The sequence below is a fragment of the Myxococcus sp. CA039A genome (assembly GCF_013336645.1).
Taxonomy (GTDB): domain Bacteria; phylum Myxococcota; class Myxococcia; order Myxococcales; family Myxococcaceae; genus Myxococcus; species Myxococcus llanfairpwllgwyngyllgogerychwyrndrobwllllantysiliogogogochensis.
Genome location: NZ_JABUMQ010000259.1, coordinates 1 through 16,687, shown reverse-complemented (window position 1 = coordinate 16,687; position 16,687 = coordinate 1). Strand labels below are relative to the sequence as shown.

The following is a 16,687-nucleotide window of genomic DNA, read 5'->3' as shown; positions in this document are numbered from 1 at the left end:
CCCACGTCCTCCAGAACCCCGTGTTCACCATCCTGACTGGCGCGGGTGACCTGGCCCTCAACTTCATCGAGGGTACGCGGACCACCGCTGCGGACTCGAACGCGACGGCGGGCTCGCTCCAGCGCGTTCCCAACGGCAGCGACACCAACGACAACAACGCCGACTTCGTGTTCCTGCCCAGCTCTCCGGGCGCGCCGACGCCGTAATCGGCTGACACGGGGCTGAGCCCCCAAGCTCATCCTTCCTGGCCGCGGTCCCTTCGGGGGCCGCGGCCTTTTTCTTGGCCGTATCACCCGACGCGCGATTGAGCTGTCGTCACCGTCACGGACTACAGTGCCCGCTCTCACCTGGGGCCACTGCCCCTGCCGGTTCGGAGTCTCCATGCGGTTCCAACGTGCACTGACGCTGCTGCTCGCCCTCAGCCTGTCCGCATGCCCCGGCTCCAAGCCCTCCACGCCCCTGCTCCCTGAACGGGACGCCGGTCCGAATCCCACCGACGGCGGCCACACCTCGCTCACCGTCGAGACCACCTCCCTCTCCGACGCCTACCTCGGTGACGCGTACTCCGCGCCCCTCGCGGTCTCTGGTGGCTCGCCTCCCTATGCCTGGAGCCTCTCCAATGGAGACCTGCCCTCCGGCCTGCGGCTCGGTGCGCAGGGGCTCCTCTCCGGCAGCCCCGTCGCCTCCGGCTCCTTCACCTTCACCGTTCACGTCCAGGACGATTCCGGCGCCGCGTCCTCCCAGCAACTCACCCTCTCCGTTCTCGCGCCGCCCACCTTCTCCACCGCGTCCCTCTCGCTCGGTGTCGTTGGCCTCCCCTACTCCGCCGCCCTCTCGGCCTCCGGTGGACTCGCCCCGCTGAGCCTCCACGTCACCTCCGGTGCCCTGCCCCCCGGCCTCCAACTGGAAGCCTTCTCCCTCGCCGGCACCCCCACCACCTCGGGCAACTTCTCCTTCACCATTGAGGCCCGCGACGCCAATGGCCACACCGCTTCCGCGGACTTCCAGCTCACCATCCGCGACGGACTCACCATCAGCTCCACCACCCTCCCGGATGCCTATACGGACAGCGCCTACGGCCAGGCTCCTTCCGTCCTCGGCGGGAAGGCGCCCTACACGTGGACCCTCGTCAGCGGCGCCCTGCCTCCCGGACTCGCGCTGCTCGGCTCCGGAATCCTCAATGGCACCCCCTCCGCCGCCGGCACCTCCGCGTTCAGCCTCCGCGTCACCGACGCCAACGGCGCCACCGATACGCGGGAGCTCTCCCTCGCCACCTTCCTGCCCCCCTTGCTCGCCGCCGTGGCCCCACAGAGCGTCTACGTCCAGGACAACGTCGCTCGCGCCCTCCAGGCCTCGCAGGGCAAGGCCCCCTTCGTCTTCTCCACTCCGGGCCCCCTTCCCACCGGACTCTCGCTCGCTCCCGAGGGACTCCTCCACGGACAGCCCACCCAGGGCGGCGCCTTCACCTTCGACGTCATCGCTCGTGACGCCAATGGCCGCACCGCCGCTCGCTCCGTCACATTCACCGTCCTCGCCCTTCCCACCATCACCACCCAGGCCCTCCCCGATGCGACGCTGAGCACCGCCTACCAGCACGCGCTCACCGCCACCGGTGGCCGAGGCACCCTCACCTGGACGCTCGTCTCCGGCACGCTGCCTCCCGGCCTTTCGCTCTCGCCCCAAGGCACGCTCAGCGGCACACCCTCCTCCGCCGGCACCGCGTCCTTCACCGTCCGCGTCTCCGACGAGAACGGTCGCACGGCCCCTCGGACCCTGGCGCTCGTCGTCTACGCCCCCCCCACCATCACCACGAGCGCGCTCCCCGAGGCCGACACTGGCGCGCCCTACTCCGCCACCCTGGCCGTCTCCGGTGGCAAGGCCCCCTTCTCCTGGAGCGTCGTCTCAGGCTCGCTCCCCACCGGCCTGTCCCTCTCCAGCTCCGGCACCATCAGCGGCACCACCACCTCCAGCACCCGCACCTTCACCATCCGCGTCTCCGATGCCCAAGGCCGCTTCGCCGAGCGCAGCGTGTCTCTCTCCGTCTACGTGCCCCCCACCGTGACGACGGACACCCTGCCCCAGGCCATCTCGGGCCAGCCCTACTCCACCACCCTTACGGCGAGCGAGGGGCGCGCGCCCCTGACCTGGAGCCACGTGGGCTCGCTGCCCACCGGCCTGACCCTCTCCGCGAGCGGCCTCATCTCCGGCACTCCCACCGTCCAGGGCATCACGTCTTTCAGCGCCTCCGTGCAGGACGCCAAGGGCTCCTCCGCCTCGCGCGCGCTGTCACTCACCGTCAGCGGCTCGGGACAGCCTTTCACCGTGGGCCACTGGAACATCGAGTGGTTCGGCGCGGAGACCCAGGGCCCGCCCAACTCCACATCACCCGGGGGGAATCTCGATGACCTGCAGCTCGCTCACGCGCGAGACATCCTCGCGGACACGGGCGCCAACGTGTGGGGCCTGGTCGAGATCGTGGACAACGCGGACTTCGACGTCCTCAAGGCGCAGCTCCCCCAATACGACGGCTTCCTCGCCAACGACTCGACCTACGTCCCCAACACCAGCTTCTGGTACTCGGCCGGAGAGCAGAAGCCCGGCATCCTCTACGACAGCAGCCTCGTCTTCCAGAGCGCGGAGCTCATCCTCACCGAGAACTCCAATGTCTTCGGAGGTCGCCCTCCCCTGCGCGTCAACTTCACCACCTTCATCAACGGCGCTTCGGCCCCCCTCATCGTCATCGTCATGCACATGAAGGCCTTCGCCGACGTGGAGTCCCATGGGCGAAGACAGGAGGCCAGCATCGCGCTGAAGGCTTATCTCGACGGGATGCCTACCGCGCGCGTGATTGTCATTGGCGACTGGAATGACGATGTCGACCGCTCCATCACGTACAGCGGAGGCGTGTATCTGAACACGCCCTTCGAGAACTTCCTCTCCGACCCCACCCACTACACCTTCATCACCCAGGCCCTGTCGGAGCGCGCCGAGCGCACCACCACCGAGTACCCCGACACCATCGACCACACGCTCGTCAGCGATGAGGTCGCCGCCGTCTACGTCCCCGACTCCGTCCGCGTCGTTCGCCCCGACTCGTGGATTCCCAACTACAACAACATCGTCAGCGACCATTACCCCGTCGTCAGCCACTATGCCTTCGGCGGAGGAGGCGGCGTCCCCGACGGTGGGACGAGCACACCTCCCGCGATGCTCATCAACGAGGTGCTCGCCAACGAACCCTCGGTCCCGAGTGGCGACGGCGGCACCGTGCCCGACAGTCAGTACGAGTTCGTCGAGGTCATCAACACCGGCGGCTCCACCGCGGACCTGTCTGGCTGGTCTCTGTCGGATGCCAACGTGGTCCGGCATACCTTCGCCACGGGGACACTCGTCCCGCCGGGAAAGGCGTATGTCGTCTTCGGCGGCCCCAACGGCTTCCCACCTGGCACGCCTGACACCGTGCACGCCTCCACCGGACAGCTGGGCCTCAACAACGGCGGCGACACCGTGAGCCTGCGCAACCTCCAGAACACCGCGGTGGATGTGATGACCTATACGAGCACCGTGGACAACGTGTCGCTCAATCGCTCACCCGACGCGTTCCCCGGCGGCACCGACTTCGTCCTCCACACCACGCTCAATCCCAGCCTTGGCTCGTCACCGGGCCGTCGCGCGAACGGCAACGCGTTCTGACGCGAGGCCCCGTTGTCAGCGGACGGCACGTTCGACCTACCGACGACTCGGCGTGAGCACCCGCGCCGCTTCGTCGCGGGATGAACCGGGCGATGTCCGCTCACTGACGGCGGCGCGGCCTCGTCCGCGCTCACGCGTGAGAACCCGAGGCGGTCCTCGCGAGGCGGCTGCCCACGGACGGCGACATGGCCTCGTCCGCGCTCACTCGTGAGAACCCGAGGCGGTCCTCGCGAGGCGGCTGCTCACGGACGTCGACATGGCCTCGTCCGCGCTCACGCGTGCGCACACAAGAGCTGTCCTCGTGATGCGGCCGCTCACGGACGCGACGAGGCTTTGTCGCGCTCATCCCGACCGAGCTCCCGCTCCGTCGGGATGAGCGGCTCCTGGGCAATCACCACCTCGACATCTCGCGCCACCCAGCCGCCGGGGCCGTCGTCGTACGTCACCTCGACGGAGTCCCCCTCGCGCATCGAGGCCAGGCCCACCTGCTTCCCGTTCAACCGCAGCAGCGTGTCCGGCGTCACCTCGACATCCCGCTCCTGTCCGCCCGAATCGCGGATGAGCAGCTCGTTGTCGCCCACCCACTCCACGCGCCCCGACACACTCCCCGTGGGCGCGGGTCGCCCCGAGCCACCCTGTCCCGGGCGGCCCTGCGCATCCGGACCTGTCCAGGCCTCGAGGTCTGGCGCACGCTCACGCGAGGCGACCAGGTCTCGAAACACGGCCGAGCGCACCTCCCGGTCGTCCGCCGAGGGAGTGCGCGTCGACACCTTGTCCTCTTGCCGCTCGCAGCCACCGCCCCCCAGCACGCCCCCCACGAGCGCCAGCGCCCACCACCTTCCCTGGCGTGTGCGGTCCATCGTCCCCCCGTGCTCCGCATGCGCGTCAACGCTCGCGGGCCTGGGCACGACGCGCCCCGCCCGCTCACCTCCTCGTCAACATGCGAACGCTCCAGGCGGCCGAGAACCCGGGGAACCCAAGCCCCAGCCCCGAAGCACGAGGGACAGGCAGCCTGGCGCCTCGCCGCTCGGGCGTCAGCGCGAGGATTCTCGGTGGATTCGTCAGGTCCCGTTCTTGGCGAATGAGCGACTCAAGGCCCCCAGACAGTCACCAGGGGACTCGGTTGCGAGCCGCTGACACCAAGAGCGGATGGAATTCCAGCGCGCTGTCAGGCTACGAGGCGGCTTCGACCTTCGCCTTGTGAGCCCACGTGACTCCGCTTCCCCTTCCCAAAGAGCGCCATCTGCGGCCCTTCTCCTTCTTCTCGGCGCAACGGGGCGGAATGTGGCTGTTTCTCGTCGTCGCCTTCGTCATCTCCTACAACGCCACCTCCCGCACCAGTTCGCTGCGCGAGTACCTGACGCCTCCGGTGCTCGCCGGCGGCTGTGTCGCGCTGTTCCTCGCGCTGTTCGCCTTCTTCTTCTGGCGCATCCGCAGGTGGGGCACGACCTATCACCAGGGAGTCTCGTTCTCGAGCGCGGGTGACGAACGAGAAGCAGCCCGCTGCTACGAGGAGGCCGCACGCCAAAGCACCCAGGGCACCCAGCGGGCCGTCTCCGTCACCATGGCCGGACAGTCTCTGTTGACTCTGGGGGAGGCAGCACGCGCACTCGAACTCTTCGGCTCCGCGGAGCACTCCGGCGCGTTGCGAAGGTTCGTTCCAGCCGCGCACCAATGGCTGCCCAATCTGATTGCCCATGCCTACTTCCTCCAGGGAGAGCTGTCCCCGGCACGTGAATGGCTGGAGGAAGGGCGCAAGCGGGCTGGGAAGCTGCCCCCCTCCTACGCGTTGCTGCCCGAGGTCTCCCTGCTCTGCCGCGACGGACAGCACGACGCCGCGTTGGCGCTCCTCGCGGCCCGAGCGAACGAGGCGGACGCACTGGCGGGGCGTGATACCCGCCGACTCAAGCTCCTCAAGGCCTTCGCCCTGGACGCCGTGGACCCGATAACTCATGCGATGGACATCGACGCCACACTGGCCGCCGCACGGCTCGGGCGCCCCGATGACTTCGAAGCCCTGTCCTCGCGGTGGCCGGAGCTGCGCGCCTTCATGGAGCGCAGGGGCCTGACGACTCCCGTCGCCGCGTAGACGGCGAACCGAAGTCCCCGGGGACGTCCACCCGTCAGAACGCGGGCAGGTCCGACGCCAGGTGCGCCGACAGGCCGCCGTCCATCACCACGGCACTGCCATTCACGTAGCCACTGAAGGGCCCGACGAGGAAGGACACCATCCCCGCCACCTCCTCCGGCGTCCCGAACCGCTTCACGGGGATTCGCTCCAGCAGTCGCGCGCGCACGGCCGGGTCCGCCTTCGCCAGCATCTCCGTGTCGATGTAGCCCGGGCAGAGCGCGTTGCAGGTGATGCCATATGCCCCCCACTCGGCGGCGATGGCCTTCGAGTAGCCCACCACCGCGTGCTTGGTCGCCGCATAGGTGGACGACTGCGCCCCACCAAAGAGCCCCATGATGGACGCGATGTTCACGATGCGCCCATACCCCTGGGCCTTCATGCGCGGCAGGGCCCACTGACACAGGTTGCGCACGCCCTTCACATTCACGTCGAACAACTGCTCCCACTCGGCGGTGCTCACCTCGTCCACGCGGTGGAACGGCCCACCCACCCCCGCGTTGTTCACGAGCACTCGCGGCACCCCCAGCTTCGCCTCGAGCCGTGAGAGCGCCACACCCACCGCGCCCTCGTCCGCCAAATCACAGGCCAACGGCCACACACGCCCCCCAGCCGCGGTCAGCCGCTCCTGGAGTCGCGTCAGCGCCGCCTCGTCCCGCGCCAGCAGGACCACCTCGAACCCCTGCCGCGCCAGCTCGGTGGCGATGGCCGCGCCAATCCCGCGACTGGCTCCAGTGACGACCGCGACAGGGGCCTGCTTCGACTGCGTCTCCATCAGAGGACACCTCGGGGAGGGACGAGGCGAACCTCGTCGACCCGTACGTTCAACGGCTTGGTGGAAATCTCCCAGATACACTGCGCCACGTCGTCCACCGAGAGCATGTCCGAGGGACTGAACTCCGGCCGGGACTTCCAGAAGGACGTGTAGACCGCCCCCAGGGACAGGAGCGTCGCCCGGATGCCGAGCGCCTTGCCCTCCTCGTTCAAGACCCCGGTCAGCGCGCGCACCCCGTGCTTGGACGCCGCATAGGCCCCATTCATCGGCAAGGTGAGGTGGTCGCTCACGGACCCGAGGTGGATGAGCCGCCCCCCACCTCGGGACTTCATCCTCCGGAACGCCTCCCGCGCACACAGGAACGTCCCCGTCAGGTTCACCTCCAGACTCTTGCGCCAGTCCTCGAGCGTCAGCTCGTGGAGCGGAGCGAAGACGCCAAACCCCGAGCAGTTGACCAGCACCGAGATGGGACCGAGCCCCGCCTCCGCCTTGTCGAACATCGACACCACGGAGTCCTCACGCGTGACGTCCACGTGCACCGCGTCCCCGGTCTCCGTCGCCACGTCGTTCGCGGCGCAGAGGACCTTCAGGCCCTCCGCACGCAGCTTGTGCGTGACGGCCCGGCCGATGTCGCCCGTGCCTCCGACGACGATGACATTCCGACCACTCACGTGCCGTGCCCTCCCCTGGACTCACCCTCGCGGGGCTCGCGAGGCGGGGAGTATGTCGGACCGGCACAAGAAAGGGGCCCCCGTGTCACTGCCCCCACGCGTGTCCACCCGCGGCGGGGAGTCAGGCCACGAGGGCTCGGACCCGGGAGCCGCCCCTGAAGCGGGACACTCCCGGGGACAGCCATCCCTCCAGCCCGCTCAGGCCGCGTTGCCGCGCTGGCTCAGCCGGGTGCCTTCTGGCGAGTTGTCGATGTCCACCCCCAGCTCGTCCCGGAACACGTCCAGCAAGTAGGGCAGCACGCCGATGGTGCCCGCTCGCATCCGGTGGTGCAGCGCGAGGTCCTTGTTGGTGAGCCGCCGCTCCGGATGAGGACGCTTCAGCAGCGCGTTGGTCTCACGCTGGACATTCTCCAGCGCGAGGAGCGCCGAGCGCTCCAGCGTCAGATACTCGGCGGTGGCATCCGCGATGGCATCCGCGAGCTCCATGCGCGGCCCCGAGGTGGCGCCCGAGCGCTCACGGACCAGGCCCCTGAGGTGCTCGCGGGTGGTCTCGTACACCGCGTCATGCACGGGCGTGAAGACATCCTGCAAGCGAACCAACGACTCTTCCCGGAAGGTGCTCACACCGCGCTGGGCACGGTCGAACATCTCGATGTAGCGAGCCTCCGCCCAGTTGCGCTGCGTCGCCGTGTGCAGGCGCGTGGGCCTCATCATCTCCCAGTCATGCACCATCCGCTCGCGCATCCGACCCCAGAACCCGTCGGACTCCCCTTCCACCTTGAGCACCGCCGCGCGGATGTGCTCGTAGGCGCGACACATGTAGCTCCACAGGTTGAACTGGAGAGAGTAGAGCTGGAGCCCCAGCTGCCCGTAGTCCACTCCCGGGACGATGTCGTTCGCCCATTCGAAGGGAGTCGGAGGCTCACCGGCCACGGGCCTGCCATCCATCAGCGTCTGGAAATACTCCTCCATCAGGTTCGGAGGCCCGGCGCACACCCCTCGGGTCGACAGGTAGTGGTTGTCGCGGTCCGACACGTAGAGCAGCTCGGCCGAGGAGATGGGCGTGTCGTACGTCATCGGCTCCTCCGGGAGGAAGAGCATGAAGGCCGCCACCATCCGCACGCCGTCCGTCACCCGGTAGATGTTCGACAGGACCGGGTCCAGCGTGCCGTTGGGCACCGGGTCGTTCGCGCGCATCAACATGAAGGAGGGCACCGCGAGCACGGCACACGCCACCGCGTGCAGGTCTCCCATCCGCCAGCGTCCGTCCGGAAGCACGGTGTCGTCGCGCAGGAACGCCCGACGCACCGCGAGCACCGCGTGCATCATCGGCTTCCAGTGCTTCATCATCGACTTGAGCGCCGTCACGTTCATCGGCGCGCTGTTCCGGTAGCGACTGCCCGCGAAGTGGCAGGCCTTGAACTCCGTCTCCACCTTCATGCGCATGGCTTCAGGGAAGACGTTGCTCTCCCCGATGTGCCGCCCCTCCGCGTCGATGGCGGGGTGCGCGATGCGATACACCGGGAGCATCGCCTCCAGGAAGCCCAGCTCCAGGGGGATTCCCGTGAGCTTCCGCATGACGTCGGACGCATCCGGGTTCCACCACATCGGCTCCGTGGGAGCCTCTCGCCGCGCCTCGAACGCCAGGTACTTCCGATGCGTCTCACTGTCGAAAGCGAGCGTCGGGGGCTCGCGCGACACGATGCCCTCGGCCAGCAGCGCCTCGAGCAGCTCCTTCACGCGCTCCCAGGGGTACGGCTCTCCCGGCGTCCACCGCGTGGCGGCCCCCGCCATGAAGGAGTCCTCGAGGCAGAGCTGCTCTCCAAAGGAGTGCAGGTCCAGCTCCTCGATGTAGATCTCCTTGGTGCCGTAATAGATGTGCAGCTCTCGCTGGCCCTCGGATGAGTTCAGGTACTCCTTGATGAAGCGACGCCGCATGGGCACGTACAGCGTCTCATGGGGGTCCAGCGACACCGCGTCCAGACTCACGTGGCAACTCCTCGAAGGCCCTGAATGAAACAGTCGCCAGCAGCCGGTATCCGGTCCGCTGGCGACTGAAGTCAGCTCATCGCTCAGAAGTCGAGAGGGGCAGCGACGATGATGCCGCCGCCACAGCCACGACCACCGATGACGGTGCCATCGTCAGCCTGCATCGGACCTGCACGAACGCGAGTCTTGATCTTCATGGACTGCTCCTTGTGCGTGTGTGAGGACTGGCTTTCCGATTCACGCGAGGAACAAACCTCGCGGACCCGGGATGTGAATTGAAGCCGGATTGTTACTTGCCGTCAAGTTGCACAAGCTTCGTGGATTTCAAATGCAACACGAGCAATGGGCAGGCCTCCCGCATCGTCGCGAGCTATCGAAAGCGAGGATGGCGCGATGCGCCACCTTCCACGTCCCTCATGCAAACAGTCGCCGGCGGGTGAGACACCACCCGCCGACGACTGAAGTCAGCTCACAGCGGTCAGATGTCGAGCGGCGCGGCGATGATGATGCCGCCGCCACAGCCACGGCCACCGGAGGTGGCGATAGGTCCAGCGCGAACGCGGGTCTTGATCTTCATGGACGGCTCCTTGATGTGAGTGAGGACTGGCTTTCCGATTCACGCGAGGGACAGTCCTCACGGACTCGGAGTATCAATTGAAACCGGTCGACAACTTGACGTCAAGTTGCAGCAGCCATTCGGGGGCTCCATGCAATGGCCATGACGAGATGCAGCGCAATCACTGCCTCATTACTGGAATTCCTGCATCATGGACCCAACTCTTGAGACCTGAAAAACAAGTTTATCCAGGCGGCGTCAAGATTGACGATGCCGCAATGCGGCACCTGCGAAACAAAAACAGTCGCCAACAGCCGACACGCGGCCTGCTGGCGACTGAAGTCAGCTCACCGAGGACGGACGACTCGATGGGGCGGCGATGACGATGCCACCACCACAGCCAAGGACAGGGTCGGCACGGACGCGGGTCTTGAGCCTCATGGACTGCATCTGGGTCAGAGAGGACTGACTTTCCGGCTCACGCGAGGAGCAGGCCTCACGGACTCGAAGCATCAATTGAAGCGGGATGATTCCGGGAGGTCAAGTCGCGGCGGTGCTTTGCAGCCCCCCGTCATGGCCTCGACTCCGAGGATGCCACCCATTGGGTGATATCGCGGCGGCGGCGAAACCCTCCGCAATGCCTCCCAAACAAGCGCCCGCCAGAACAGGCCCTCGCGAGGCTGCTTGTTCGCGGCGCGGTCAACGTCTCGCGGCGGGTCGAATGCCGTCGAAGAGGAGCGTGAGCATGCGCTGGCGGAAGGGTTCGCTCCATGCATCCGTGAGCGCTTCCTGGCAGAGCGCGGCGAGCAGGGCGACCAGCTCGGTGGGGAGTAGGTCTCCGCGGACGGTGCCCGCCTTCTGGGCGCGCTCGAGCAGTACGTCGATGGCGGGCCGGAGGCGCGTCAGGGCGTCGCCGACGCGGACCCGGACCCCGGTTTCGGCGAGCCGGGCGAACACGGCCCTGTTCCGGGCGCTGACGGCCATGACGCGGGTGCAGAACTCGAACAGGGCGGTGACCGCGCCCTCGTTTTCGACCATCGCGTCGACCTCCGTGATGAGGCGGTCCAGCAGGTTCATCACCACGGCTTGGAGCAGGTCGGGTTTGGTCGGGAAGTGCCGGAACACGGTGCCAATCGCGACGCCGGCGTGAGCGGCCACGGCCTCGGTCGAGGCGGACGCCCCCTGCTCGGCGAACACGGCCTCGGCCGCCTCCAGGATGCTCGCGCGATTACGGCGGGCGTCCGCACGAACGGCTTTGTCCCCACCACCACCACCGGAAGGCGGCACACCGCTCCGAGCCATCAGTCCTCCATCCTTCCTTGCGAAAATGAGTCGGACTCACTATTTATCCTGAGTCGCACTCATCTTTTAATCGGGAGGTTCGACCATGTCACCCTCGGCGGCCGGCACAGCAGGTCCACTCACCGTCTACCAGCGCATGCAGGAGGCACTCGTCGGGGACGGCGCCACGCTCCTCCCCGCCGAGCTGCTGGCCGAGGATGTCGTGGTCGAGACGCCGTTCTCCCCTCCAGGCATGCGACGTCATGAGGGCCGCGAGGCGTGGCTGGCGTTCTACCGGGCCCGGAGCGCGGTCCTGCCGGTGCGGTTCGAGCAGTTCCGCGAGCTGGCCACTCACCAGACCCACGACCCCGAGGTCATCGTCGTCGAGTACGAGCTGGCGGGGACGGTCACCACCACCGGCCTGCGCGCCTCGGCGACCCTCATCGGAGTGCTGCGGGTCCGCGACGGACTGATTCAGCACTGGCGCGAGTACCAGGACATCCTGGCGATCAGCGAGGCGCTGAAACTCACGCCCCAGGACCTCGGCGGAGCTGGCACGCCCGCCCCGTAGCCCTCGGCGCGCGACGCTTCGCCCGCGTCAGGCACCTCGCGCGGAATGAAGCCCACCGCGACACGTGACGGGAACTGCCCCCCGGCGAGAGCGCACGTGAAGACACCGTCGACTGGCAACGGCGGAGCGCGGACCTGCAAACAGAACGGCGGACGGGCTCGCGGCCCGTCCGCCCATTCACGTCACCGTTCAATCAGACGAGGCGCTCACCAACACACGTACTCTTTCTCGCCATCGAAGTCGCCCAGCTCGATGCCGCACCCACCGGTGCGCCACACGTTGGCGGGCTTCGGGGTCACCGGCACCTCGGTGACCGTCGTGGCCGTCGGCCAGAACTTGCGGCAGTAGTTGAGGTCATACACGTTCGCGCCCGTCGAGCAGTCCGAGTCGGTGAGCCAATCGCCGCCCGGGCTCTTGTGCAGATTGACCTTGCCCCACCAGGTGGAGATGCGGCCGAGCTCGGGGCCCGCCTGTCTGCACTGGCAAGCGGGACGGGACTCGGTGCGCGTGATGGCGAGGTCCACGTCGAGGATGTCTCGCACCGAGCCGCGACGGTTCTTGAAATGGAGGCGCACGGTCTTCAGTTCGTCGGCCTGCGCGCCGTTGGCGCATGAGAGCGTGAGCGGAAATTCAGTGTAGGCGAACTCGGGCCCGGAGAAGGCGTCGGCCTCCCTGCCACTGATTGACAGCGTCGTCTCCACGCGCCGCGCACAGGGAACGGTGACGTTCGCAAGCGTGCTGTACTGTGGCGGCGTCTCCCAGGTCGGTGCGCTGTGTTTGACGAGGAAGTTGCGCGACGCCTCCTTTCCGCCGATGCGGAATTTGAGGTCAAAGTTGCCGACGGCTCCCGAGACTTGACGCGCACGAAGCATCTTCACCGAGACCTGGCACGGCGTGACCGCGCCCTCCGTCGCTTCCACGTGCCCGAAGTTCAGGTTTGTCAGCGTGGTGCGCGTACCCAGGTCGACGACGTGCTTCGGATTGCTCGTGTTGCCACCGAACAGCTTCACCTCGGTCGTGGTGAAGAACGTGTCTTGCGTCGGCGGGCACGTGAGGTTGAGGTTGAACTGGCTGTTGCCTTTGTCATTGCGACCGATTCCGAAGAGGAAGTCGATCTCCTCGAGCCTGACGGGGATGGTCTGGCTCATCGTGCCGCCGTACGGCACGTTGTAGGTCGCGATGGGACTGGTGTACCACTGGCGCAAATCTTTCGAGGTTCCCTCGCGGATACCGAACGCATTGCTGAGTGTCGGCTTGGGGATGTCCACCACCGGGAACCCGGGGGGCGACACTTCGCCGAAGAATTGGCCTTTGCGATCAAACGCAGGTGAATCGCGGTGGGTGAGGCTTTCGAGGAAGAGGTCGAACTTGCACGGAACGGTCGGCGTTCCGGCGGGCGGCGCGCAGGCCGGCGCGGTCCCGAGGTCGGTGGACGTCGCGCAGCGGTTGCCCACGCGGGCCTCGACGGTGAAGTCGGCCTCGTGCTTCACGCGCCCACGCCTGTTCTTGAACTGCATCTTCTGCGTCATCTTCACGGGCGCCCCGCCCGGACAATTGAGGGGCAGCGTAAAGGTGACCGAGCCCTTCTCATCAGGCCCCCAGCGGTCCTCCTCGGTCGCCGCCACGGTCACGTTCACGAACTTCGTCGAGCCGCACGGGACGGGCACGGTGGCGACCGTCTTGTTGATGCCCACCTCGTAGCCGACGGGGAGCTTCTCCGGTGCGATGTACTTGTCCACGAGTTCCACCTTCCCGGCGCCCGCGTCGACGGTGATGTTTCGGACCTCCATGCGGCGGTCAAAGGCAGATGCCGAGGTCGGCTTGAAGCTGATCAGGCGCACTTCGTAGGCACAGTCGGTCGTCCTCCCGTTGCCCGATGCGCATGCGCACGACGAGTTCGTTTCCACCGACGGGATGTCCGACGGCGCGAGGGAGATCACCTCCGGGGGAGTGAGCGGCGTCATGGTATTGGTACTGTCGTCCGCATCGCCCGGGTCGTCGGTCGCCGAGGCACAGGTCGTGCCGTTATCAAGGCAGGTATAGACGTCGGACTCGGGCGTATCGCAGTCGTCCTGCTGGTCCCAAATACCCGTGGCGCTGGTGCAAAGGGTCGGCCCCTCGTAGCAATACGCATATTCGGTAGGGCACGGCATCGTCGTGCCGTTCGCCGAGGCGCACCTGGCGATGTCGCACTCGGTTGCGCAGTTCACCTCGACACCGCTCGCGGTGTAACAGCGGGCCGGAGGGCAGTTCTGCGACGCATTCGCGCTGCTGGCGCAGTGGACCGCGACGTTGTTGATGTCGCGGCAGGTGACCGCTCCACAGCCAGAGATGCAGTCGACCGCGGCGCCGGACGGGTTGTAGCAAGACACCGCGGGAAGCGTGGACGGAGTCACTGGGGGCGCGGGAGGAATGGTGCCGGTCGAGTTCCAGGCATTGGCGGGCTGATTGTTGATGGCCGCCCAGAAGCGGGTGTCCATCGGGACCACGCCGTTTGCCCACCAGTGCCAGCCACCCTGTCCGTCATGGAACTCGGCCATCCGGAAGCCGGCACCGAACCGCGACGCGCAGAGTGCGTCGGCGGTGGCCCGCGAGCCGAGCACCGACCCGGCGAGCGGCGCCGTCAGCTTCACCTCACCCGCGGCCCAGCCATTGTAGAAGTCCACGACGAGTCCCGCGGGCACGGGGCGACCGTCCTGGCGGAGGCAAAGCATGGGAAGGAGGGTGTCGATGGTGGTGTCACCTGAGTACACGTTGGTGATGTCATCTCCACCCACGAGCGTGAGGTTCGGCCGCTGCTCCAGGAGCCGCCACGTCATCGCGCGCCGATAGTTCGAGGAGAGGCCCTGGGCCTGGCTCCCGGATGTCTCTCCATCGCGCGGCTTGATGGATGACTCCTCCAGCGTGTCTCCACCACAGCCGGAGAGCCCCGCGGTAAGCCCCACGCCCAACAACGCCAGGATGAGTCCCATCCGCCTCGTGGACGAGACGGTTTGCTTCTGACCATTCATGAAGGTGTGTCCTCTGTGCCCGGGAGTCACACGCACTTCGCGGTGTTCTCGGATACTCTTGAAAATGCCCGAGGCTCGGGAGGTCGCGCGCTTTCTTCGCCGACCCTTGCGTTCAAGAGGCGTCCACGTCGCCGTGGCAGGCATCAGGCCGTCCGGCGGGCTATCATCACGCACCCACGTAAAAGCCCCGTGGCACCTTGCTGGCGCCACGGGGCTCGCGCTTCCTTGATGTTGCCGGGCGACTGACTAGCGCAGGGGCTCGATGACGTAGATGAGCGTCACCTTCGCCTGCACCGTCTGCTCTTCCGGCTGGATGGGCGTGGTCCCTCGGGCATCCGCGGACTCCGCCATCGCGAAGCGCGCCGGGTACATCTGCGGCGGCTCCGTCACCGTGCTCGCGTCCACCACCGCGCCCAGCTTCACGTTCAGCGCCGCCGCCAGCACCTCGGCGGACTTGCGCGCGCGCGCCACCGCCTGCCGCAGCGCCTCACCCTGGACCGCGTCCTGCTTCGCCAGCCCGAAGCGCACCTGGTCCACCCGGTTCGCCCCCGCCGCCAGCGCCTGGTCCAGCAAGCTCCCCACCCGCGAGAGCTCCGTGAGGTGCACGCTCACCAGGTTGCTCACCCGGTACCCCTTGAGCTTCGGCTCCGTCTCGTTCGGCGCCGGGGGCCCGTAGTCCGGGTACACCGAGTAGTTGCGCGTCTGGATTTCCTTCCGCGCGATGCCCGCCGACGTCAGCGCCGCAATCACCTTCTCCATCTTCTTCGCGTTCTGCTCCCCCGCAGCCTTCGCGGTGGCCGCCAGCGTCTCCACCGCCAGGTCGATGAAGGCCTCGTCCGGCTGCGCCTTCACCTCGCCCGTGCCCTCCACGCGCAGGGTGCGCACGGCCGGGTCCAACGGCGGGCGCGGCGCGGACAGCGGCTGAGGCTGAGCGGAGGCCCCCAGCGCGGTGAGCAGCATGGCGGTGAGCAACATGGAACGGATGGGTCGAGCGTGAAGCATGGCGCCTCCTGGGGCGGGATTCCGGTACGGCGGGTGTCGTGATGACGCTGCCTTACTCCTCAGGACGGGGCCTGCCACCCAACATTCACGCCCCTTCACGGCACCCGCCCTTCACGGGAGGGCGGAGCGCACCCCGCCCTCCCGCGAGCGCGGACCTCACGGACTCGCGGCGTCCCCTGCCTCGTACCCGGGGGCCGGGGGCTTCGGCGTCTTCTCGCCGCGCCCGGTGACTTCCCGCACCTTCGTCGTCGCCTTGCGGCGCGCGGCCCTCAGCGCGTCACGGCCAATGTCCATCACCGCCGACACCGCGCCCGCCACCAGATTGGCCGGCGGCGTGTCCGGAGCCATCGGGTGCGGCCGGGTGGGGGCCGCCTGCTTGGCGCTCTCCAGCAACCCACCGAGCTCCCGCAGCTCCTGCGGCCGGAAGGCCTTCTTCACCTCGGGGAAGAGCGTGCCCTCCTCCTCGAGCACGTGCGCGCGCACGTTCTCCATCAACACGTACACCTTCGCGTCGAAGCGCTCCGCCTCCGCGGGCAGCTCATCCAGCTCCGACAGCACCCACTTCACCACGTGGTGCTCCTCCAGCGAGCGCAGCACCTCCTCCTTCATCGACTCCGAGCGCGTGCGCACCGCCGGGTAGAACACCTGCTCCTCGATGGCGGCGTGCACCGACAGTTCGAGCACCATCTGCTCCACCAGCTTGCGCTTGAGCTTGTGGGCATTGGCGCCCGCCTTCTCGAACCTGCGGAAGAGCTGCTCCACCGTCTTGTGGTCCGTCTTCAGCAACGCGATGGCATCCATGCTTGATTGCCTCCCTGGGGTTCTGGGGGCCGCGCATCCCCTCCATGGAGCGCAAGGCTCCAGGCGCGACATGTCCTGGATGGTGGGGATGACGTCGTCCCGATGCCGAAGCGACGGGAGAATGGCCCGCTCCCCCGCGACCCCGACAGGCGACCCTGGAGACCGCTCCCCCTGAGAACCGGAGGGATACATCCGGGTTCGCGCGAGCC

Annotated in this window: 12 protein-coding genes; 4 read left to right on the top strand and 8 right to left on the bottom strand. The window is 67.5% G+C overall.

Going from position 1 to position 16,687, the window contains the following annotated elements; genetic code table 11:
- Both HR086_RS33720 and HR086_RS33715 read left to right on the top strand, forming a co-directional pair.
- Positions 1–206 (top strand): hypothetical protein (locus tag HR086_RS33720; RefSeq protein ID WP_217442054.1); only part of this gene is annotated, 206 nt, incomplete at its 5' end.
- 175 nt (positions 207–381) lie between these two features.
- A complete protein-coding gene (locus tag HR086_RS33715) occupies positions 382–3,693 on the top strand; it encodes a putative Ig domain-containing protein (RefSeq protein WP_174467689.1) in 3,312 nt (1,103 codons plus the stop codon).
- A 314-nt stretch (positions 3,694–4,007) separates the two neighbouring features.
- Here HR086_RS33715 and HR086_RS33710 read toward each other — a convergent pair whose 3' ends face one another.
- A complete protein-coding gene (locus tag HR086_RS33710; protein WP_174467688.1) occupies positions 4,008–4,553 on the bottom strand; it encodes a hypothetical protein in 546 nt (181 codons plus the stop codon).
- Positions 4,554–4,975: 422 nt separating this feature from the next.
- Between HR086_RS33710 and HR086_RS33705 the strand changes: the two genes are divergently transcribed.
- The gene (locus tag HR086_RS33705; protein WP_174467687.1) at positions 4,976–5,782 is read left to right on the top strand and encodes a hypothetical protein; all 807 of its coding nucleotides are present in this window, start codon (positions 4,976–4,978) and stop codon (positions 5,780–5,782) included.
- 34 nt (positions 5,783–5,816) lie between these two features.
- On the opposite strand, the gene HR086_RS33700 is transcribed toward HR086_RS33705, so the two are convergent.
- From HR086_RS33700 to HR086_RS33685, 4 genes are all read right to left on the bottom strand, one after another.
- Positions 5,817–6,596: an SDR family NAD(P)-dependent oxidoreductase gene (locus tag HR086_RS33700; RefSeq protein ID WP_174458254.1), complete on the bottom strand. Its 780-nt coding sequence runs from the start codon at positions 6,594–6,596 to the stop codon at positions 5,817–5,819.
- Positions 6,596–7,267: an SDR family oxidoreductase gene (locus HR086_RS33695; protein ID WP_174467686.1), complete on the bottom strand. Its 672-nt coding sequence runs from the start codon at positions 7,265–7,267 to the stop codon at positions 6,596–6,598. The genes HR086_RS33700 and HR086_RS33695 overlap by 1 nt, the downstream gene beginning before the upstream one ends.
- Before the next feature lie 198 nt (positions 7,268–7,465).
- The gene (locus tag HR086_RS33690) at positions 7,466–9,256 is read right to left on the bottom strand and encodes a hypothetical protein (protein WP_174458252.1); all 1,791 of its coding nucleotides are present in this window, start codon (positions 9,254–9,256) and stop codon (positions 7,466–7,468) included.
- Positions 9,257–10,511: 1,255 nt separating this feature from the next.
- Positions 10,512–11,114 carry a TetR/AcrR family transcriptional regulator gene (locus HR086_RS33685; RefSeq protein ID WP_174467685.1) on the bottom strand — a complete coding sequence of 201 codons (603 nt, stop codon included), beginning with the start codon at positions 11,112–11,114 and terminating at the stop codon, positions 10,512–10,514.
- An 85-nt stretch (positions 11,115–11,199) separates the two neighbouring features.
- Between HR086_RS33685 and HR086_RS33680 the strand changes: the two genes are divergently transcribed.
- Complete coding sequence (locus HR086_RS33680; protein WP_174458250.1) at positions 11,200–11,664, top strand: nuclear transport factor 2 family protein; 465 nt, start codon at positions 11,200–11,202, stop codon at positions 11,662–11,664.
- A gap of 206 nt (positions 11,665–11,870) precedes the next feature.
- On the opposite strand, the gene HR086_RS33675 is transcribed toward HR086_RS33680, so the two are convergent.
- The 3 genes from HR086_RS33675 to HR086_RS33665 all read right to left on the bottom strand — a co-directional run bounded on the left by HR086_RS33675 (position 11,871) and on the right by HR086_RS33665 (position 16,478).
- Positions 11,871–14,483: a hypothetical protein gene (locus HR086_RS33675; protein ID WP_174467684.1), complete on the bottom strand. Its 2,613-nt coding sequence runs from the start codon at positions 14,481–14,483 to the stop codon at positions 11,871–11,873.
- Positions 14,484–14,921: 438 nt separating this feature from the next.
- On the bottom strand, positions 14,922–15,677 hold the full coding sequence (locus tag HR086_RS33670; RefSeq protein WP_174460540.1) for an SIMPL domain-containing protein: 756 nt from the start codon (positions 15,675–15,677) through the stop codon (positions 14,922–14,924).
- A gap of 156 nt (positions 15,678–15,833) precedes the next feature.
- Positions 15,834–16,478: a hemerythrin domain-containing protein gene (locus HR086_RS33665; protein ID WP_141645650.1), complete on the bottom strand. Its 645-nt coding sequence runs from the start codon at positions 16,476–16,478 to the stop codon at positions 15,834–15,836.
- Positions 16,479–16,687 lie beyond the last annotated feature (209 nt).